The 20,635-nt window shown below is 61.2% G+C and carries 18 protein-coding genes; 14 read left to right on the top strand and 4 right to left on the bottom strand.

Annotated features, from left to right (window positions below; genetic code table 11):
• Positions 1-15 precede the first annotated feature (15 nt).
• From tauB to tauD, 3 genes are read left to right on the top strand one after another with little or no spacing between them, the layout of a single operon-like run.
• Positions 16-795 carry a taurine ABC transporter ATP-binding subunit gene (gene tauB / locus HX790_RS13985; protein ID WP_017135361.1) on the top strand — a complete coding sequence of 260 codons (780 nt, stop codon included), beginning with the start codon at positions 16-18 and terminating at the stop codon, positions 793-795.
• Positions 792-1,628: a taurine ABC transporter permease TauC gene (tauC, locus tag HX790_RS13980; protein ID WP_017135360.1), complete on the top strand. Its 837-nt coding sequence runs from the start codon at positions 792-794 to the stop codon at positions 1,626-1,628. Before tauB ends, tauC begins: the two co-directional genes overlap by 4 nt.
• An 11-nt stretch (positions 1,629-1,639) precedes the next feature.
• Complete coding sequence (gene tauD / locus HX790_RS13975; protein WP_176991693.1) at positions 1,640-2,476, top strand: taurine dioxygenase; 837 nt, start codon at positions 1,640-1,642, stop codon at positions 2,474-2,476.
• Between the two features lie 555 nt (positions 2,477-3,031).
• Here the strand turns inward: tauD and mgrA are convergent.
• The 4 genes from mgrA to epsC all read right to left on the bottom strand — a co-directional run bounded on the left by mgrA (position 3,032) and on the right by epsC (position 9,088).
• Positions 3,032-4,069 carry an L-glyceraldehyde 3-phosphate reductase gene (gene mgrA, locus HX790_RS13970; protein WP_176991692.1) on the bottom strand — a complete coding sequence of 346 codons (1,038 nt, stop codon included), beginning with the start codon at positions 4,067-4,069 and terminating at the stop codon, positions 3,032-3,034.
• A 108-nt stretch (positions 4,070-4,177) separates the two neighbouring features.
• Positions 4,178-5,506 carry an OprD family outer membrane porin gene (locus HX790_RS13965; protein WP_017135726.1) on the bottom strand — a complete coding sequence of 443 codons (1,329 nt, stop codon included), beginning with the start codon at positions 5,504-5,506 and terminating at the stop codon, positions 4,178-4,180.
• Between the two features lie 291 nt (positions 5,507-5,797).
• A complete protein-coding gene (betT, locus tag HX790_RS13960; protein ID WP_169986756.1) occupies positions 5,798-7,759 on the bottom strand; it encodes a choline transporter BetT in 1,962 nt (653 codons plus the stop codon).
• 402 nt (positions 7,760-8,161) lie between these two features.
• On the bottom strand, positions 8,162-9,088 hold the full coding sequence (gene epsC / locus HX790_RS13955) for a serine O-acetyltransferase EpsC (RefSeq protein ID WP_176991691.1): 927 nt from the start codon (positions 9,086-9,088) through the stop codon (positions 8,162-8,164).
• Positions 9,089-9,254: 166 nt separating this feature from the next.
• Between epsC and HX790_RS13950 the strand changes: the two genes are divergently transcribed.
• The 11 genes from HX790_RS13950 (at position 9,255) to HX790_RS13900 (ending at position 20,601) form a co-directional block, all read left to right on the top strand.
• Positions 9,255-10,250 (top strand): D-cysteine desulfhydrase, encoded by a 996-nt coding sequence (locus HX790_RS13950; RefSeq protein WP_176991690.1) that lies wholly within the window; start codon positions 9,255-9,257, stop codon positions 10,248-10,250.
• 280 nt (positions 10,251-10,530) lie between these two features.
• Positions 10,531-11,325 (top strand): cystine ABC transporter substrate-binding protein, encoded by a 795-nt coding sequence (gene tcyJ / locus HX790_RS13945; protein ID WP_170039524.1) that lies wholly within the window; start codon positions 10,531-10,533, stop codon positions 11,323-11,325.
• Positions 11,325-11,990 carry a cystine ABC transporter permease gene (gene tcyL / locus HX790_RS13940; protein ID WP_017135731.1) on the top strand — a complete coding sequence of 222 codons (666 nt, stop codon included), beginning with the start codon at positions 11,325-11,327 and terminating at the stop codon, positions 11,988-11,990. The genes tcyJ and tcyL overlap by 1 nt, the downstream gene beginning before the upstream one ends.
• A gap of 2 nt (positions 11,991-11,992) precedes the next feature.
• Entirely contained in the window at positions 11,993-12,739 is a 747-nt protein-coding gene (tcyN, locus tag HX790_RS13935) for an L-cystine ABC transporter ATP-binding protein TcyN (protein WP_017135732.1), read from the top strand.
• A 375-nt stretch (positions 12,740-13,114) separates the two neighbouring features.
• Positions 13,115-13,900 (top strand): hypothetical protein, encoded by a 786-nt coding sequence (locus tag HX790_RS13930; RefSeq protein WP_176991689.1) that lies wholly within the window; start codon positions 13,115-13,117, stop codon positions 13,898-13,900.
• A 187-nt stretch (positions 13,901-14,087) separates the two neighbouring features.
• On the top strand, positions 14,088-15,329 hold the full coding sequence (locus HX790_RS13925) for an SfnB family sulfur acquisition oxidoreductase (protein WP_176991688.1): 1,242 nt from the start codon (positions 14,088-14,090) through the stop codon (positions 15,327-15,329).
• Between the two features lie 24 nt (positions 15,330-15,353).
• On the top strand, positions 15,354-16,547 hold the full coding sequence (locus HX790_RS13920) for an SfnB family sulfur acquisition oxidoreductase (protein ID WP_176991687.1): 1,194 nt from the start codon (positions 15,354-15,356) through the stop codon (positions 16,545-16,547).
• Entirely contained in the window at positions 16,548-17,900 is a 1,353-nt protein-coding gene (locus HX790_RS13915) for an LLM class flavin-dependent oxidoreductase (protein WP_176991686.1), read from the top strand.
• Positions 17,901-18,042: 142 nt separating this feature from the next.
• Positions 18,043-18,858 carry a MetQ/NlpA family ABC transporter substrate-binding protein gene (locus HX790_RS13910; protein ID WP_176991685.1) on the top strand — a complete coding sequence of 272 codons (816 nt, stop codon included), beginning with the start codon at positions 18,043-18,045 and terminating at the stop codon, positions 18,856-18,858.
• A complete protein-coding gene (locus HX790_RS13905) occupies positions 18,855-19,967 on the top strand; it encodes a methionine ABC transporter ATP-binding protein (protein ID WP_176991684.1) in 1,113 nt (370 codons plus the stop codon). The genes HX790_RS13910 and HX790_RS13905 overlap by 4 nt, the downstream gene beginning before the upstream one ends.
• On the top strand, positions 19,957-20,601 hold the full coding sequence (locus HX790_RS13900) for a methionine ABC transporter permease (protein ID WP_017135739.1): 645 nt from the start codon (positions 19,957-19,959) through the stop codon (positions 20,599-20,601). The genes HX790_RS13905 and HX790_RS13900 overlap by 11 nt, the downstream gene beginning before the upstream one ends.
• The last annotated feature ends 34 nt before the right edge of the window (positions 20,602-20,635 follow it).

The following is a 20,635-nucleotide window of genomic DNA, read 5'->3' as shown; positions in this document are numbered from 1 at the left end:
AAGGAGTTCATCGCGATGGCCTTGCTACAACTGGAGCGCATCAGCGCACAGTACCCAGGCGCCACAGAACCGGTACTGTCCGATATCTCACTCGACCTTGGGCCTCAGCAATTGCTGGTGGCCCTCGGCCCGTCCGGCAGTGGCAAGACTTCGCTGTTGAACCTGATTGCCGGCTTCGTCGAACCTTCTGCCGGGCGCATCACCCTCGATGGCGTGCCGGTCAAAGGCCCGAGCGCCGAACGCGGCGTGGTGTTCCAGGACGACGCTCTGCTGCCCTGGCAGGACGTGCTGGCCAACGTCGGCTTCGGCCTGGAACTGGCCGGTGTGCCCAAGGCACAACGCGAAGTGCGCGCCCGGGAAATGCTCGCACTCGTCGATTTGGCCGGTTTCGACAGCCGCCGTATCTGGCAGCTTTCCGGTGGCCAGAAACAGCGTGTCGGCCTGGCCCGCGCGCTGGCGGCTGACCCTCGCGTGCTGCTGATGGACGAGCCTTTCGGCGCCCTCGATGCCTTCACCCGCGAACAGATGCAGGAGTTGCTCCTGCAAGTCTGGCGGCGCACGGCCAAGCCGGTGTTCCTGATTACCCATGACATCGAAGAAGCGGTATTTCTCGCCACCGACCTGATCCTGCTGGCGCCCAACCCAGGCCAGATCGTCGAGCGCCTGCACCTGGACTTCGGTCAACGCTACGCCGCCGGTGAATCGGCGCGGGCGATCAAGTCCGACCCGCGCTTTATCGAAACCCGTGAACACGTGCTGGGCAAAGTGTTCTCGCAACGGCAGGTGCCTGCATGAGCAGCTACGAACTTCCCGCCACGGCCGCCAAGCCGGTAGCGCACAAGGTTATTCCAGTACGTCGCAGCCTGAGTACACGTTGGATCAGCGTACTCACCCTGGTCGCCTTGCTGGCAATCTGGTGGGCCGTCACCGCCACTGGCGTGATCGAACCGTTGTTCCTGCCGCCACCTTCCGCCGTGCTGCAAAAAGGCTGGCTGCTGGCGACCACCGGCTATATGGATTCCACCTTGTGGCAGCACCTGGGCGCGAGCCTCACGCGCATCGGCCTGGGCCTGGGCTTTGCGGTACTGACCGCCGTGCCGGTGGGGATTGCCATCGGTGCCAACCGCATTGCCCGTGGCATCCTCGACCCGCTGATCGAGTTCTATCGGCCGATTCCGCCCCTGGCTTACCTGCCGCTGATCGTGATCTGGTGCGGCATCGGTGAGCTGTCCAAGGTATTGCTGATTTACCTGGCGATCTTTGCGCCTATCGCCATCGCCACCGCGACCGGCGTGCGCACGGTCGACCCGGCCAAGCTGCGTGCCGCGCAGTCGTTGGGCGCCACCCGCGCCCAGTTGATTCGCCATGTGATCCTGCCGAGCGCGCTGCCCGACATCCTTACCGGCGTGCGCATCGGCCTGGGTGTGGGTTGGTCGACCCTGGTTGCCGCCGAGCTAATCGCCGCCACCAGCGGCCTGGGCTTTATGGTGCAGTCGGCGGCGCAGTTCCTGGTCACCGACGTGGTGGTGCTGGGGATTCTGGTGATCGCCCTGATTGCCTTCGCCATGGAAATGGGCCTGCGTGCCCTGCAGCGCAAATTAGTGCCTTGGCATGGCCAGGCACATTGAGTGAGAACCGCATGAGCAGCCTGACCGTTACGCCAATAAGCACCGCCCTGGGCGCCCTGATCAGTGGCGTCGATATCACCCAACCGTTGAGCCTCCAAGAACGTGACGCCATTGAGCAGGCGCTGCTCAGCCACTCGGTGCTGTTCTTCCGTGGCCAAGCCGTCACGCCGCAGCAACAGGCGCGGTTTGCGGCAAATTTTGGCGACCTGCACATTCACCCGATCTACCCCAACGTGCCGGAGCAGCCCGAAGTGCTGATCCTCGACACTGCCGTGACTGACGTGCGCGACAACGCCGTATGGCACACCGACGTGACCTTCCTGCCGACGCCGGCGCTCGGCGCGGTGCTCAGCGCCAAGCTGCTGCCGGCCTTTGGTGGCGACACGTTGTGGGCCAGTGGCATTGCGGCGTATGAAGCCTTGTCGGAACCCTTCAAGCGCCTGCTCGGCGGCCTGACGGCGACTCATGATTTCACCAAATCCTTCCCGCTGGAGCGCTTTGGTAACACCGCCGAAGACCTGGCGCGCTGGGAAGAGACCCGCAAGAAGAATCCACCCCTGTCACACCCGGTGGTGCGCACGCATCCGGTCAGCGGGCGTAAGTCGCTGTTTGTCAGTGACGGCTTCACCACCAAAATCAACGAGCTGGAGCCGGTGGAAAGCGAGGCCATACTCAAGCTGCTGTTTGCCCACGCAACACGGCCGGAATTCACCATTCGCTGGCGCTGGCAGGAGAACGACGTGGCGTTCTGGGACAACCGCGTGACCCAGCACTACGCCGTGGATGACTACCGTCCGCAACGGCGCGTGATGCATCGCGCCACAATCCTGGGCGACGTCCCCTTCTAAACCAGGCACAGCCTCTGCATCAATGAAGGTCAAAATGTGGGAGCTGGCTTGCCTGCGATAGCGGCGGACCAGCCCATACATTCATCGACTGACACACAGCCATCGCGGGCAAGCCCGGCTCCCACTTTGACCGCGTACTGCCGAATGAATTTGCCACACTGAAGATCAAAGTGTGGGAGCTGGCTTGCCTGCGATAGCGGTGGACCAGCCACTACTTCATCGACTGACACACCGCCATCGCGGGCAAGCCCGGCTCCCACATTGACCGCGTACTGCCGAATGAATTTGCTACACTGAAGATCAAAATGTGGGAGCTGGCTTGCCTGCGATAGCGGCGGACCAGCCCATGCATTCATCGACTGACACACAGCCATCGCGGGCAAGCCCGGCTCCCACTTTGGCCGAGTACAACCGAGTGAATTTGCCACACCGAAGATCAAAATGTGGGAGCTGGCTTGCCTGCGATAGCGGCGGACCAGCCCATACATTCATCGACTGACACACAGCCATCGCGGGCAAGCCCGGCTCCCACATTTTTGACCGGCTTGTACCGGCTTATTCAGCAGTGGACGGTTTTTCCCACAGGTTAATCCCGCCTTCCTGCGCAAACCGATCAATCTCCGCCAGTTCTTCCGCGCTGAAGCTCAGGTTCTTCAACGCGCCAACGTTTTCAATGATCTGCTCCGGCCGGCTCGCACCAATCAAGGCACTGGTCACCCGTGGGTCACGCAGGGTCCAGGCCAGGGCCAGTTGCGCGAGGCTCTGGCCACGGCGCTTGGCGATTTCATTCAACCCGCGCACATGGGCAATGTTGGCTTCAGACAAGTGCTTGGCCTGCAACGAGCCGCCACCTGGGCGGTTGACCCGCGCATCGGCTGGCACGCCGTTGAGGTACTTGTCGGTGAGCAAACCCTGGGCCAGTGGTGTGAAAGCAATCACCCCTGCGCCAAGTTCGTCGGTGGTATCCAGCAGGTCTTTTTCAATCCCGCGGTTGAGCAGGTTGTAGGCCGGCTGGTGGATCAGCAACGGCACTTTCCACTCTTTGAGCAGCGCCGCCATTTCGCGGGTTTTCACCCCGGAATAAGACGAGATACCGATGTACAACGCCTTACCCTGTTGCACGGCAGTGGCAAGGGCGCTGGCGGTTTCTTCCAACGGGGTGTCGGCGTCAAAACGGTGAGAGTAGAAAATATCCACGTAGTCGACGCCCAAGCGTTGCAGGCTCTGGTCCAGGCTCGCCAGTACGTATTTGCGCGACCCGCCACCCTGGCCGTAAGGGCCGGGCCACATGTCCCAGCCGGCTTTGCTGGAAATGATCAGCTCGTCGCGGTAGTGCTTGAAGTCTTCACGCAGCAAACGGCCGAAGTTGATCTCGGCGCTGCCATACGGTGGGCCGTAGTTGTTGGCCAGGTCGAAGTGGTTGATCCCCAGGTCAAACGCAGTGCGCAGCAGGGCGCGCTGGGTGTCAATCGGGGTGCTGTCGCCAAAGTTGTGCCACAGCCCCAGGGACAGTGCCGGCAGCACCAACCCACTGCGACCTACGCGGCGGTACGGGATAGATTCATAGCGGTTTTCGGCAGCAATGTAAGTCATCGAATCCTCTCTTGGACGTAGGCAAATAAGGCCCGGGAATAAGGTTATTCCCAGGCCTTTTAACCAGCTGAATCGCTTAAGCCTGCCGTTCCGTTCTACAGCAATTTCCTACCAGAGTGGAACGACGTAGCTGACATAAAAGCGATTTTCATCTTGAACGGTGGCACCGGTAATATCCGGGCTGGCGTGGGCATTTTTCCAGGTCACGCCCAGGCCCTTGAGGGTGCCGGTCGGTACTTGGTAAGCCACGGCAATGTTGCGTTCCCACTCGCTGGTGGTGCCTTGCACGGTGCGGATGTCATCACCGTGGGCATAGGCCGCCGAGAACGTCAGGCCGGTAAGGCCCAGCTTACCGAAGTCATACTTGTACTGCGCAAGCCAAGTGCGCTCACCGGCGTGTTGAAATTTATTCAACTGCATGTTGGTGAGCGCCGGGGTGTCTGCGCCTGAGCCCGGCCCTTGGCGGTTGTCGCCGCTGTTGAGGCCGGAATCGAGGTACGGGAAGTCGCTGTCACCGCTGTTTTTCTGGATGCCCAAGCCGACGGTGTGACCGTCCAGGCTGTAGCTCTCCAGCAAACTGGCGGTGGTTTGGTTGATGCGGCCCTTGCTGGTGCCGTCGCCATACAGACCGGCGCCGGTAAAGTCTTTATCGCCGTCGGCGTTGGCGCCTACACCAAGGCTGCGGAACACGCGCACGTCGGTGTCGATGGCGCCCACGGACAACGCGTCATGGCGCTTGGCACCAAGGAAGAACTGCTGGTAGTAATCCTCAAGGTTGGAGTACCACAGGCTCACGGTGGTGTTCTGGATGCCGGTGTAATCCGCACCGCCGAACAGGAAGCGATCGCTTTCTCGGGTGCCGCCGGCGGTGATCATGCCTTGGTCGCCGGTTTCGTTGCGGATCTTGGTCTTGAAGATATCGCCGCCGGTGAAGGTGAAGTCGCTGAGGTCTTTGGAGACCAGTTGCACGCCGGTATTGGTCTGCTGGTACAGGCGGCCGTCGGTGTTGGCCAGTACCGGGTTGTTGCCATACAGCGTGCCAACCCGCAGTTCATCTTTGGCGAAACGCATCTTGAAGGTCGGGCTGAGTACACCGAACTGGTCGGCGGATTTGCCGTTGTCCAACGGGAACATGCTGCCTGGGTAGCGGCCCTGGTGATCCTTGTCGTTGAGGTCGCCGCCGGAGTCGAGTTTCAAGCCGTAAAACGCCTGCAAGTCCAGGCCAAAACCTACCGGGCCTTCGGTGTAGCCGGACTTGAAGTTGAACTCGAAACCCTGGCCCCAATCCCGCACGCTATGCGCCTTGGCATTGCTGCCCACCACATCACGACCTTGCTGGTTGAGATAGCGGTTGAGCAGGGTCACGTCGGCGTGGCTGTCGTCGATAAAATCGGCATGGGCGGACAGCATAAAGCTCGCCATGGCGGCACCTACCATGGGGCTTATTAACGTCTTCATTGTTACCGGTCTCCGTCACTGTTCTGAAATGAAAGCGTCAAACGCTTCACACAATTACGCAGTGGCCAGATGACAGTTCGGAGTCAAAACACTTGGTTCACGAATGAAATTAAGTTTAAGAAAGCCTTTAATTACACGGGTTTGCGGGCATTTGATCGTTCCCACGCTCTGCGTGGGAATGCATCCATTGACGCTCTGCGTCATCCCTGCGGCGGGACGCGGAGCGTCCCAGGCGGCATTCCCACGCGGAGCGTGGGAACGATCGGTGGGTCAGCGCACCAGGTGCAGGAACTGCAGGTGGCGCTCGTACTGGTCGAGGATGTCGTTGATGATCTGCTCCTTGGTGTAGCCGACCAGATCGTAGTCCTGGCTGCCCTCACTCAAGTGCACTTCCGCGCGGTAATAGCGGCGGTTGTTGATCTCTTTGGAACCCATGCCACCCCGGGCGAACGACGGCGTGAAGTAACCGCGCATCTGCACCTGGTAAACGAATGGATGCTCCTCGCCATGCCCGATTTCCAGGCTGACGCTGTCGTTGGACGGGTCCGGCTGAGTCACCACATTCAGGCCTTTCTCGACAAACACCGCCGTCACTTCTTCGATCGCCGGGCGCACCGTCGATTCGAGGAAACGGTACACCTCATCACGTGACGGGAAGTGCACGGCCTGGCTCAAACGCTGGCGCCAACCGCCTCGGCCTTTGCGCGCCGCCGACACCGGTGCCAGCGAATGCAGCTGGGCAATCTGCTTCTGCGATTCGAGGTAGAAGGCCTTGTGCAGCCCCCACATCATCAGCAGCAAAATCAGCGAGAACGGCAACGAGGTCAGCACCACTGCCGACTTGAGCGAGTCGATACTGCCGGCAAACAGCAGGGCACTGGTGACCAGCGCCGTCATCGCGCCCCAGAACACCCGCAGCCATTTCGGCCCGTCTTCATCGGCGTTGCCGCCTTTGGACGAAAGCGTCGACAGCACTACAGTGCCGGAATCCGCCGAAGTGACGAAGAACACGAAGCTGATAAACACCGTGACGGCGATCACCGTCTTGCTCCACGGGTAGGTTTCCAGCAGCAAGTAGAGGCTCATCGAAGGGTCATCGATGGCCGACTGGCCTAACGCGGTCATGCCGTGGTTGAGTACCTGGTCGATGGCGCTGTTGCCGAAGATCGACATCCACGCCAGGGTGAAGCCCAGCGGAATCAACAGCACGCCGAAGACGAACTCGCGGATGGTCCGACCACGGGAAATACGCGCGATGAACAGGCCCACGAACGGCGACCATGCGATCCACCAGGCCCAGTAGAACACCGTCCAACCGCCCAGCCAGTCGCTGGGTTTGTCGTAGGCGTACACATCGAAGCTCTTGGTCGGCAAGGCGCCGAGGTAGTCACCGATGTTCTGGATCAAGGTGTTGAGCAAGTGCTGGGTGGGGCCTGCGAACAACACAAACAGCAGCAGCGCACAGGCCAGCAGCATGTTGATGTCGGACATCACTCGCACGCCCTTGTCGACGCCGGCGACGGCAACCAGGATCGCGGCGCCCATCATCAAGGTGATCAGGCCGACCTGGATCCACTGCGTATGCGCGATGCCAAACAGGTAGTCGAGACCGGAGTTGAGGTGCAACACGCCAAAACCCATATCGGCGCCCAGGCCGAACACCGTGGCGATGATGCCGAAGCCGTCCACCGCATAACCGATGGGGCCGTTGATGCGCTTGCCGATCAATGGGTACAGCGCCGAACGCAGCGCCAGCGGCAGGTTATGCCGGTAGGCGAAGTACGCCAGGGCCATGCCGACAAAGGCAAACACGCCCCAGCCATGCAGACCCCAGTGCAGAAACAGGATCTGCATGGCCTGGCGAGCCGCATCGGCATTCATCGGCGCGCCCTGAGGCGGCTGCACCAGGTGCGTCAATGGCTCGGAGACGCAGAAGAAAAACAGCGTGATGCTGATCCCCGCGGCGAACAGCATGCCGGCCCAGGACAGGTAACTGAATTCGGGCTCGTCGTGGTCGGCACCGAGTTTTATCTTGCCGTAGCCCGATAGCGCGGTGACCACCACGAAGACCAGATACAGCGTCATCGCGAGCATGTAGTACCAGCCGACCGTGTTGGCCGCCCAGTTTTGCGCTGCCAGCAGCCAGGCACCGGCCTGTTGCGGAATAGCGATGACAGTGATGCCAAACAGCAAAATGAAGGTTGCGGCAAAGTAGAAAACCGGCGCATTCATGCGCACCAGGCCGCTGGATGGGGTGGACGATGCACTCATGAACGATGCACCCCGAAGGTGTGTGATGTGGCTGTAAATAACGGACTCAGCAAAGGTAAGCCTCCTGTTGTGAGCGGGCAGCGAACCACCGGGTTTAACTTGAACGAGCATTCAAGTTAAACATAGGTAGGCGGTTTGGGACTAATCGCAGGGCTGAGTGGTAGACAATTCCTACACTAGCTCAAGGATTGGTATGACGGGCGGGGATGGCAAATCGTTCAGTGGCTCGGAATTGAAATGCGGACACTACTGTGGGAGCTGGCTTGCCTGCGATAGCGGTCTGTCAGCTACAAATGTGCCAACTGGTCCTCCGCTATCGCAGGCAAGCCAGCTCCCACAGTTGATCGGTGTTTGGCTCAAATACTATTTCTGCGCGCCGTCGTCATGTTGCAAATTCGCCTGCGTGATGTTCGCCCCCGCCGGCACGCTGCGGGTCAGCCACACATTGCCACCAATGGTCGAGCCCTTGCCGATGGTGATGCGCCCCAGGATCGTCGCCCCGGCATAAATCACCACATCGTCCTCAACGATCGGATGGCGCGGGTGGCCTTTCTGCAACTGCCCGTCCTCATCCGCCGGGAAACGCTTGGCGCCCAACGTCACGGCCTGGTAGATGCGCACGCGCTCGCCGATGATCGCGGTCTCGCCGATCACCACACCTGTCCCGTGGTCGATAAAGAAACTCGGACCGATCTGCGCACCAGGGTGAATATCGATGCCGGTGGCCGAGTGAGCAATCTCTGCACTGATCCGCGCCAGCAACGGCAGCCCGGCGCGGTACAGATGGTGGGCCAGGCGGTGGTGAATCACCGCCAGAATCCCCGGATAGCACAGCAGCACTTCATCCACACTGCGCGCAGCCGGGTCGCCGTGGTAGGCGGCGAGCACGTCGGTGTCCAACAGGCTGCGCAGTGAGGGCAAGGCCAGCGCGAAATCCTGGATCAGGCGGATGGCCAGGGCATCGACCTCGCTGTCATCCTTTGCGCCCTGGCGCGCGGCGTAGCGCAGCTCCAGGCGGGCCTGGGCGAGCAAGGCATTCAGGGCGACGTCGAGGGTATGCCCGACGTAAAAATCTTCACTTTCTTCACGCAGGTCCACCGGGCCCAGGCGCATCGGGAACAGCGCGCCGCACAACGCTTCAAGAATCTGCGCCACCGCCTCGCGGGACGGCAACTCGCGGCCACCGTGTTCGCCACTCAGGCGGCCATTGCGCGTTCGCCACTGGTCCCGGGCGCTGCGCAGCTCGCTGACGATGGTCTGTAATTGCCAATGACTGGAACGCTCACTCACGGTATTCACTCCTGACGAAATGGCCATCACTTTACGGTATGCACCCTGGCCGCCCTTAAGAACCAATGGTGTGATGCTAAGAACTATCCGGCATAAGCGATTGGCGGTTGCCGGTTGAAAAGTGCCTGCCTATAGTCGCCCCATCACTTAGCCACTGTATGTCGCCATGATCAAACAACAGCTCGACCGTTTTAACCGCCTGGAACTGCTGGGCGGCGCCACCGCCCTGGAAAAACTCGAGCGGCTGTCGGCCTGGCTGGGCAGGGACATTTACGTCAAGCGCGACGACACCACGCCGCTGGCCATGGGCGGTAACAAGCTGCGCAAGCTTGAATACCTGGCCGCCGATGCCATCGCCCAGGGCGCCGACACCCTGGTGACCGCCGGCGCCATCCAATCCAACCATGTGCGCCAGACCGCCGCGCTGGCCGCCAAGCTTGGCCTGGGCTGCGTGGCGCTGCTGGAAAACCCCACCGGCACCGAAGACCCCAACTACCTCGGCAACGGCAACCGCCTGCTGCTGGAGTTGTTCGACGCCAAAGTCGAATTGGTCGAGAACCTCGATAACGTCGACGACCAACTCAACGCCCTCGCCGACCGCCTGCGCAGCAACGGCAAGAAGCCCTACCTCGTCCCCATCGGCGGCTCCAATGCCTTGGGTGCCTTGGGTTACGTGCGCGCCGGGCTGGAGCTGGCCGGGCAGATCGAAGACAGCGGCATTGAGTTCGCCGCCGTGGTGCTGGCCTCGGGCAGCGCGGGCACCCATAGCGGCCTCGCCTTGGCGTTGAGTGAAGTGCTGCCGGACCTGCCGGTGGTGGGCATTACCGTGTCGCGCACCGAAGAAGCCCAGTTCCCGAAAGTACAGGGTCTGGCCGAACGCACCGCCGAGTTGCTGGGCGTGGACATTCCCGAAGCCTTCAAAGTGATCCTGTGGGACGAATATTTCGGCCCGCGCTACGGCGAACCGAACGCCGGCACCCTGGCGGCGGTCAAGCTATTAGCCAGCCAGGAAGGCTTGCTGCTGGACCCGGTCTACACCGGCAAGGCCATGGCCGGTTTGCTCGATGGCATCGGGCGTCAGCGGTTTGAGGACGGCCCGATCATTTTCCTGCACACCGGCGGGGCACCGGCGTTGTTTGCGTATGACTCCGTGTTTAACTGAATAAACACCGATCAAAATGTGGGAGCTGGCTTGCCTGCGATAGCGGTTCGTCAGCTACAAATGTGTTGGCTGATACACCGTTATCGCAGGCAAGCCAGCTTCCACATTAGATCAACCTAATATTCCAAAAAGAAATATCAAATTAATTTTATATTATTTTCAAGTCTTAAAAACTCGCTTTATAGTCGCGCCGAAGGCGAAGACGCGCACCGCGCTTTAAGGCAGGATACGACTACTGCGTCACCTGCTTCGCTCAACATAAAAAACACAGGGGCTGTTCATGACTATTTCTGTATTGCGTCGCACGTTGCTGGTTGGCACTTTGGGCTTGGCACTCGGGGCTGGTCTGATGGGCCAAGCCATCGCCGGCGAACAGCTGAGCACCATCAAGAAGGCGGGCGAGATCAAGATCGGCCTGGAAGGCACCTACCCGCCGTTCAGCTTTGTCGATGAAAGCGGCAAGCTCAGCGGCTTTGAAGTCGAGCTGTCCGAAGCGCTGGCCAAAGAGCTGGGCGTCAAGGTCAAGCTGCAGGCCACGCCATGGGACGGCATCCTCGCCGCCCTGGAATCCAAGCGCCTGGATGCTGTGGTCAACCAAGTGACCATCTCCGAGGAGCGCAAAAAGAAGTATGACTTCTCCAAGCCTTACACCGTGTCCGGTATCCAGGCGCTGGTGCTGAAGAAAAACGCCGACAGCATCAAGACCGCCGACGACCTGGCCGGCAAGAAAGTCGGTGTGGGCCTGGGCACCAACTATGAGCAATGGCTCAAGGACAACCAACCCAAAGCCATCATCAAGACTTACAACGATGACCCAACCAAGTTCCAGGACCTGCGCATTGGCCGTATCGACGCCATCCTGATCGACCGCTTGGCCGCTCTGGAATACGCCAAGAAAGCCCCGGACACCGCCGCTGCCGGTGATGCCTTCTCCCGTCAGGAAGCCGGTATTGCCCTGCGCAAAGGTGAGCCAGAGCTGCTCGACGCAGTGAACAAGGCCCTCGACAAGCTGCGCGCCGATGGCACCTTGAAGAAGCTGTCCGAGAAGTACTTCAACGCTGACGTCACTAAATAATGGAAGCAGGTTTCCAACTCGCGCTGGACTCCGCGCCCTTTCTGCTCAAGGGCGCGTACTACACGGTGATTCTTAGCCTCGGCGGGATGTTTTTCGGCTTGCTGCTGGGCTTCGGCCTGGCCTTGATGCGTTTGTCGCGCTTCAAGCTTCTAAGCTGGACCGCCCGAGTCTACGTGTCGTTCTTTCGCGGCACGCCCTTGCTGGTGCAGCTGTTTTTGATCTACTACGGCTTGCCGCAAGTGGGCATCGAGCTGGATCCGATTCCGGCGGCCATGATCGGCTTTTCGCTGAACATGGCCGCTTACGCCTGTGAAATCCTGCGTGCCGCGATCAGCTCCATCGAACGCGGCCAATGGGAAGCGGCCGCCAGTATCGGCATGACGCGCGCGCAGACCCTGCGCCGGGCCATTCTGCCGCAGGCCATGCGCACGGCCTTGCCGCCGCTGGGCAACAGCTTTATTTCGCTGGTCAAGGACACGGCACTGGCCGCCACCATTCAGGTGCCGGAGTTGTTCCGCCAGGCACAGCTGGTGTCGGCGCGTACTTTCGAAATCTTCACCATGTACCTGTCCGCCGCCCTGATCTACTGGATCCTGGCAAGCATCCTGGCGCACTTTCAAAATCGCCTGGAAGACCGGGTCAACCGGCATGACCTGGAGTCCTGAGCATGATCGTGGTTGAAAAACTGACCAAACAATTCAAAGGTCAGGTAGTACTCAACGGCATCGACCTGGAGGTCAAGGAAGGCGAAGTGGTCGCCATCATTGGCCCCAGCGGTTCCGGCAAGACCACCTTGCTGCGCTGCCTGAACTTCCTCGAAGAACCCACCAGCGGTCGCATCAAGGTCGGTGATATCGAGATCGACAGCAGCAAACCGCTCAGCCAGCAACAAGGCCTGGTGCGGCGCTTGCGCCAGCATGTGGGTTTTGTGTTCCAGAATTTCAACCTGTTCCCGCACCGCACCGCGCTGGAAAACGTCATCGAAGGCCCGATCGTGGTCAAGAAGATGCCGCGCGAGACGGCGACCGCGCTCGGTCGCAAGCTCTTGGCCAGGGTCGGCCTGGCCGGCAAGGAAGACGCCTACCCACGGCGTTTGTCCGGCGGCCAGCAACAGCGCGTGGCGATTGCCCGTGCCTTGGCCATGGAACCGGAGGTGATTCTGTTTGACGAGCCCACCTCGGCGCTCGACCCGGAGCTGGTCGGCGAAGTGCTGGCGACCATCCGCAGCCTGGCCGAAGAAAACCGCACCATGGTCATCGTCACCCACGAAATGAGCTTCGCCCGCGATGTTGCCAACCGGGTGATCTTCTTCGACAAAGGCGTGATCGTGGAGCAAGGCGAAGCCAAGGCACTGTTCGCCAACCCCAAGGAAGAACGGACCAAGCAGTTTTTGAGCAAGTTTTTGGCCCACTGACTGGCTTGCAGCGTGGCGAGGGAGCTTGCTCCCGCTGGGCTGCGCAGCGGCCCCAAAATCCTGGGAGCGCTTCGCACTCCAGCGGGAGCAAGCTCCCTCGCCACAGTCCTACGCAAAACCCTCGCAACTATGGGTAAAACGCCCCGCCAAACCCGCCTTAAAATCCCCCGCCGCGTCAGCCTTTTCTGAATCTGCTCCAACTCGCCGTTTAGCCTTTTGCCGCCATTGACGCCCGCTGGCCAACCCTCTTATCTAGCGCTCAGAGGATTGGATCCTATCCCGGCTACTCACTGAATCGTTCCTTTCGGCACCCTGCGCGCAATCGCGCCACGGGCGCCGGAACGATTGCTGCTGGCTGCATCAAGGAGATTACTTATGACGCGCACCGCACCCCAGGCCACGCTCACCGCCCCGACCCTGCCCCAGGCGAATCGACACGGCATCAATGCCCTCGCCGCCACCCAATTGCAGGTGGATATCGCGCCTTACCCTGGCATGGACGAGGGCGACCTGATCGAACTGTTCTGGAACAACTGCTTTGCCGACTCACGTCGGATTACCGCGTGCAAGGTCGGCACGCTGACCCGCCTGCGTGTACCCGAAAGTTTTATTCAGGATGGCACCGCAGGGGTTCACTACCAGGTCATGCAAGTCGGCCACGGCCCGGCGCGCTCAGACCTCACTCAGGTGCCCGTGAAGACCTGCTATCCGGGTGGCCACCCCTGCGCACTGCTGGACGATGAAAACCAGAACCTCGCCCCCGTGGGTCTGCCCGAGACCATCCGCCGCTACGGTGTCAACGGCAGCCAGGTGCGGCGCGGCATCCCGCTGACCATCCAGCCCTACCTGAACATGGCCACGGGCGATGCCATCACCCTGCGCTGGGGCGATGTGCGCCTGGACCTGCCGAGAATCCAGGCCAAAGGCGTCGGCCTGCCGGTGCAGGTGTGGGTGCCTTCCACAGTGATTATCGAAGCGGGCGACGACAGCCGCCTGGACGTGACGTACTGCATTCTCGATCGGGTCGGCAATAATTCGCGCTGGGCACCGGTACGCACCTTGAACATCGCCACCTGCGCGCCACAACCGCCAGCCCGCCCCGCCAGGGCCGCGACGACCTATCAACCGCGCCAGCCCGGCTCGCCCTGCGAGCCTGGGTGACAGCCCTTCTATGCATATTCCAATAAGTTAGTTTATTTAAAAATTTAACACGCTTAGGGTATATGCACCGGACCACCGGACATCTCTGATTTTTCTGTTTTTATTTCATTGAATGCGAGGTCGGTATGGTCAGAATTACCCCGGTGCATAACGCCAGGGCATTACGTGCAGCCAAGGAGCGGCGCTGATGTCTAACTTGGCTCTAACACCCCCCCAGAGTGATCTGGACGTAGCCCCACTGCTGTTGCCGGCCACGGTGCTGCGCAACGACGCCCAGGCGTTGAGCGCGGCCCATGAGCTGGCTCAGGCCGCGCGCCTGCAAGCGGCCAAACGCGACCAGCAGCGCAAGCTGCCCTGGGCGCAGCTTGAACAGTTCACCCGCAGCGGGCTGGGCAGTATTTCCATTCCCCGTGAATACGGCGGCCCCCAGGTGTCATTCGTGACCCTGGCCGAAGTGTTCGCGATCATCAGCGCAGCGGACCCGGCCCTCGGGCAAATCCCGCAGAACCATTTCGGCATTCTGCACCTGCTGCAAAGCACCGCCACCGAGCGCCAGAAAAAGCAGCTGTTCCAGAGCGTGCTCGACGGTTGGCGCATCGGCAATGGCGGCCCCGAACGCGGCACCAAAAACACCCTGGAACTCAAGGCGCGCCTCACGGCCAAGGATGACGGCTATGTGATCAGCGGCCAGAAGTTCTACTCCACCGGCGCCTTGTTCGCCCATTGGGTCGCAGTAAAAGCACTCAACGATGACGGCAAGCAAGTCATGGCGTTCGTGCGCCGTGGCACGCCAGGACTGCGCATCGTTGACGATTGGTCGGGCTTTGGCCAACGCACCACCGCCAGCGGCACGGTATTGCTCGATCAGGTGCCGGTGGACGCAGAGTTGGTCGTCGACAACTGGCGCCTCGGCGAAAGCCCGAATATCCAGGGCGCCGTTTCGCAACTGATCCAGGCCGCCATCGATGCCGGCATCGCCCGTGGGGCGCTGGATGACACCATCGCCTTCGTGCGCGAACGTTCGCGCCCGTGGATCGACGCCAAGGTCGAGCGCGCCAGCGATGATCTGTACGTGATCGCCGATATCGGCAAACTGAAAATCGAACTGCACGCCGCCGAAGCCCTGCTGCGCAAGGCCGGCAAGCTGCTGGACGAGGTCAGCGCCGCACCGATCACCGCGCAATCGGCCGCCCGCGCCTCGATTGCCGTGGCCGAGGCCAAGGTGCTGACCACCGAAGTGTCGTTGCTGGTCAGCGAAAAGCTCTTCGAACTGGCCGGCAGCCGCGCCACCCTCGCCGAATTCAACCTCGACCGCCACTGGCGCAACGCCCGCGTCCACACCCTGCACGACCCGGTGCGCTGGAAGTATCACGCCATCGGCGCGTATCGGCTGAACGGCACTTTGCCTGCTCGACATTCCTGGATCTGACCGACCAGACATCTGGAGAAACCCATGACTTTTTCCCCTAACGTCGCGGTCATCACCAGCGACGAACACGCCCTTATTGTCGCCAGCGATCTGGCCGAAGACTTCCGCCGTGACAGCGCCCAGCGCGACCGCGAACGCCGCCTGCCCTTGCCTGAACTGGACGTGTTTTCGCGCTCCGGCCTGTGGGGTATCAGCGTGCCCAAGGAGTATGGCGGCGCTGGCGTTTCCAACGTCACCCTGGCCAAGGTCATCGCCCTGATTGCCCAGGCCGATGCCTCCCTGGGCCAGATCCCGCAAAACCACTTTTATGCGCTGGAAGTACTGCGCGTGAATGGCAGCCCGGCCCAGCAACAACGACTGTACGCCGAAGTACTCGCCGGGCAACGTTTCGGCAACGCCTTGGCGGAACTCGGCACCAAAACCGCCCATGACCGCGTCACCGCCATCACCCGCGATGGCGACGGTTTTCGCATCACCGGGCGCAAGTTTTACTCCACCGGCGCGATCTACGCCCAGCGCATCCCCACTTCGGTGGTGGATGAACACGGCGTGCAGCAACTGGCGTTTGTGCCCCGCGACAGCGAGGGCTTGAGCGTGATCGACGACTGGAGTGGTTTCGGCCAGCGCACCACTGGCAGCGGTTCGGTGGTGTTCGACAACGTCTGGGTGGTCGCCCAGGACGTGATCCCGTTCCAGAGCGCCTTCGAGCGCCCGACCACCGTCGGCCCGCTGGCGCAGATCCTTCACGCCGCCATCGACACCGGCATCGCCCGTGCCGCCTTTGAGGATGCGCTGCACTTTGTCCGCACCAAAACCCGCCCATGGATCGACGCCGGCACCGACAAGGCCAGCGAAGACCCGCTGACGCTCAAGAGCTTCGGCCACTTGAGCATCCGCCTGCACGCAGCCGAAGCCTTGCTGGAGCGCGCGGGCGAATACCTCGACCGCGCCCAGGCCGATAGCAATGCCCAGACCGTCGCAGCAGCCTCTATTGCTGTCGCTGAAGCGCGCGCCTTGAGTACGGAAATCTCCCTGGCTGCCGGCAGCACCTTGTTCGAACTGGCCGGCAGCCAGGCGACCCTGGCCGAGCATGGCCTCGACCGCCACTGGCGCAACGCCCGCGTGCACACCCTGCACGACCCGGTGCGCTGGAAGTACCACGCGGTGGGCAATTACTACCTCAACGATGAAAACCCACCCCTGCGGGGGACCATCTGAATGGCCAAGAAAAAAATCCTGCTCAATGCCTTCAACATGAACTGCATCGGGCATATCAACCACGGCCTGTGGACCCACCCACGGGACACCTCCACGCAATACAAAACCGTCGAATACTGGACGGAACTGGCGCAAACCCTGGAACGCGGGCTGTTCGACGGTTTGTTCATCGCGGATATCGTCGGCGTGTACGACGTGTACCAGAACGCTATCGACGTGCCGCTCAAAGAGTCGATCCAACTGCCGGTCAATGACCCGCTGCTGTTGGTCTCGGCCATGGCCGCCGTGACCAAAAACCTCGGTTTCGGCCTCACCGCCAACCTCACCTACGAGCCGCCGTACCTGTTCGCCCGACGCATGTCCACGCTCGATCACCTGAGCCGTGGCCGGGTTGGCTGGAACATCGTCACCGGCTACCTCGACAGCGCCGCCAAGGCCATGGGCCTGACCGAGCAGGTTGAGCATGACCGCCGCTATGACCAGGCCGATGAGTACCTGCAGGTGCTGTACAAACTCTGGGAAGGCAGCTGGGAAGACGACGCGGTGCTCAACGACCCCACGCAACGGGTCTACGCGCAGCCGGGCAAGGTGCACAAGGTCGAGCATCACGGCGAGTTCTATCAGGTCGAGGGTTATCACCTGTGCGAACCGTCGCCGCAGCGCACGCCGGTATTGTTCCAGGCCGGCAGTTCGGACCGTGGCCTGCTGTTCGCCGGGCAACATGCCGAGTGCGTGTTCATCAGCGGCCAGAACAAGGCCGCGACCAAAACCCAGGTGGACAAGGTGCGCGCCAGTGCCGTCGAGGCCGGGCGCAACCCGGATGACATCAAGGTGTTCATGGGGCTTAACGTGATCGTTGGCGCCACCGAAGCGCTGGCCTGGGCCAAGCACGCCGAGTACTTGAGCTACGCCAGCCCGGAGGCCGGCGTGGCGCATTTTTCGGCGTCCACGGCGATTGATTTTTCTCAATACGAGATCGACGAACCGATCCAGTACGTGAAGAGCAACGCGATTCAGTCGGCCACCAAGAACCTGCAGAACAACGACTGGACCCGGCGCAAATTGCTGGAGCAGCACGCCTTGGGTGGGCGTTACATCACTTTGGTTGGCTCGCCCGAGCAAGTGGCTGATGAGCTGGAGTCCTGGATCAGCGAGACGGGGTTGGATGGCTTCAATTTGACGCGGATTGTGACGCCGGAAAGCTATGTCGACTTTATCGACCTGGTGGTGCCGGAGTTGCAGAAGCGTGGGTCGTACAAGACGGCTTATGAGCAGGGAACACTGCGCGAAAAAGTCTTCCACGCCGGCGCTCGCCTACCCGAGCAACACACCGGTTCCACTTACCGACACTGAACCAAAACTGTGGGAGCTGGCTTGCCTGCGATGGCGGTGGGCCAGCAACACATATGTGGCTGACAGACCGCTATCGCAGGCAAGCCAGCTCCCACAAGTGACCGCATTGTTCTTACCCATCCCTTATGACTGGAAATCGATTATGAAAAAAACACGGCTCTCCCACCCAGTCAAAGCACTGGCCCTGGCCTTCGGCTTGTTCAGCTCGGCCGTATTTGCCGCTGACGCACCGCTGAAAATCGGTACCACCGCCGCCTTCGCGATTCCCCTCGAAGCCGCCGTGGCCGAAGCCGGCAAGCAAGGCCTGAAGGTCGAGCTGGTGGAGTTCACCGACTGGATCGCGCCCAACGTCAGCCTGGCCGCCGGCGATATCGACGTGAACTACTTCCAGCACATTCCGTTCCTGGAAAACGCCAAGGCTGCCGCCGGTTTTGACCTGGTGCCCTACGCGCCCGGCATCATCAACAACGTCGGGCTGTATTCCAAGAAGTACACAACCATCAACGACCTGCCCCAAGGCGCCAGCGTGGCGATTGCCAACGACCCGATCAACAGCGGTCGCGGCCTGCAATTGCTGGCCAAGGCCGGGCTGATCAGCCTCAAGCCGGGCGTGGGCTACAAGGCCACCGAAGAAGACATCATCGCCAACCCGAAAAAGCTCAAGATCCTGCAAGTCGAGGCCGTGCAACTGGTGCGTGCCTATGACGACGCCGATCTGGTGCAGGGCTACCCGGCGTATATCCGCCTGTCCAAGACCTTCGATGCCGAGTCGGCGCTGCTGTTCGACGGCCTCGATCACCCGGAATACGTGATTCAGTTTGTGATCCAGCCCAAGAGCAAAAACGACCCGCGGGTGATCAAGTTCGTCGACATTTACCAACACTCGCCGGTGGTACGTGCGGCGCTGGATAAATCCCTCGGCAAGCTCTACCAAGTCGGCTGGGAAGATAAAAAATGACCGCCGCCAACGCCCAACTGCGCGACCTGGGCACGCCGCCCAGGGCCGCCGAGCAGACAGAGCTGCACCCGGACCTGAACCGCGCCCATGTGCGTTTTATCAACCTGGGCAAAACCTATGACGGCGCCGTGCATGCCCTGCAAGGCATTGATCTGGCGATCCAGCACGGTGAAGTGTTCGGCATCATCGGCCGCAGCGGCGCCGGCAAGTCGTCGCTGATCCGCACCATCAACCGCCTGGAGCAACCCAGCAGCGGGCGCGTATTGATTGATCAGGTGGACATCGGTGAGTTCGACGAAGACCGCCTGGTGGCGCTGCGGCGGCGCATCGGCATGATCTTCCAGCACTTCAACCTGATGTCGGCCAAGACCGTGTGGCAGAACGTCGAACTGCCGCTGAAAGTCGCCGGTGTGCCCAAGCTGCAGCGTGAGCAAAAAGTGCGCGAGTTGCTGGAGTTGGTCGGCCTCAAAGACAAGCACAAAGCCTATCCGGCGCAACTCTCCGGCGGGCAGAAGCAGCGCGTGGGCATCGCCCGCTCGCTGGTGCATGACCCGCAGATTTTGCTGTGCGACGAAGCCACTTCGGCCCTCGACCCGGAAACTACCCAATCGATCCTCGGCCTGTTGCGCGAGATCAACCAGCGCCTGGGCCTGACCATCGTGTTGATCACCCACGAGATGGCGGTGATTCGCGATATCTGCGACCGCGTGGTGGTATTGGAACACGGGCGCATCGTCGAGCAAGGCCCGGTGTGGCAAGTGTTCGGCAACCCGCAGCACGAGGTCAGCCAAACCCTGCTGGCGCCGTTGCAACACGGGCTGCCGGACGAACTGCAAAGTCGCTTGCAGGCTGAACCTTCGTCGACGGCGGCGGTGGTGTTGCGGTTGCAGTTCACCGGCAGCGTCGCAGACGAACCGGACCTGGCCGCGCTGTTCGCTGCCCTCGGAGGGCGCGTGCGCTTATTGCAAGGCGGTGTGGAACGGATTCAGGGGCATGCCCTGGGGCAATTGCTGTTGGCGGTAAATGGCTCGCCCCACAACGCCGAAGAGTTGCGCAGCCGCGCGGGGAATTGGGCGCAACAGGTAGAGGTGCTGGGCTATGTGGTTTGATCGTTTATTGCAGGGCGCCATCGACACCTTGTTGATGGTTGGCGTGTCATCACTGATCGCGTTGCTGGCAGGTATTCCGCTGGCGGTGTTCCTGGTCACCAGCGACAAGGGCGGCATCTACCAAGCCCCCACGCTGAACCGCGTGCTGGGGGCGTTCGTCAATCTGTTCCGCTCCATTCCGTTTTTGATCCTGATGGTGGCGCTGATCCCGTTCACCCGGCTGATCGTCGGCACCACCTATGGCGTGTGGGCCGCCGTTGTACCACTGACCATCGCCGCCACGCCGTTCTTCGCGCGGATCGCCGAGGTGAGTTTGCGTGAGGTCGATCACGGCTTGATCGAGGCTGCACAAGCCATGGGCTGCCGGCGCTGGCACATTATCTGGCATGTGCTGCTTCCCGAGGCGCTGCCGGGGATTGTCGGCGGGTTTACGATTACCCTGGTGACGATGATCAACTCATCGGCCATGGCCGGGGCGATTGGGGCTGGAGGCTTGGGGGACATTGCGTATCGGTATGGCTACCAGCGGTTTGATACGCAGATCATGCTGACCGTGATTGTGCTGCTGGTGGCGTTGGTGGCGGTGATTCAGTTGGGTGGGGATCGGTTGGCGCGGGTGCTTAATAAGAGGTGAGGGAGAGGTGAGGTATAGTCGGGCAATCTCAGCG

The sequence above is a fragment of the Pseudomonas sp. IPO3747 genome (genome assembly GCF_013385245.1).
Classification (GTDB): Bacteria; Pseudomonadota; Gammaproteobacteria; order Pseudomonadales; family Pseudomonadaceae; genus Aquipseudomonas; species Aquipseudomonas edaphica.
The sequence above is the reverse complement of the archived record's forward strand: the minus strand, read 5'-3'. Positions and strand labels throughout refer to the sequence as shown.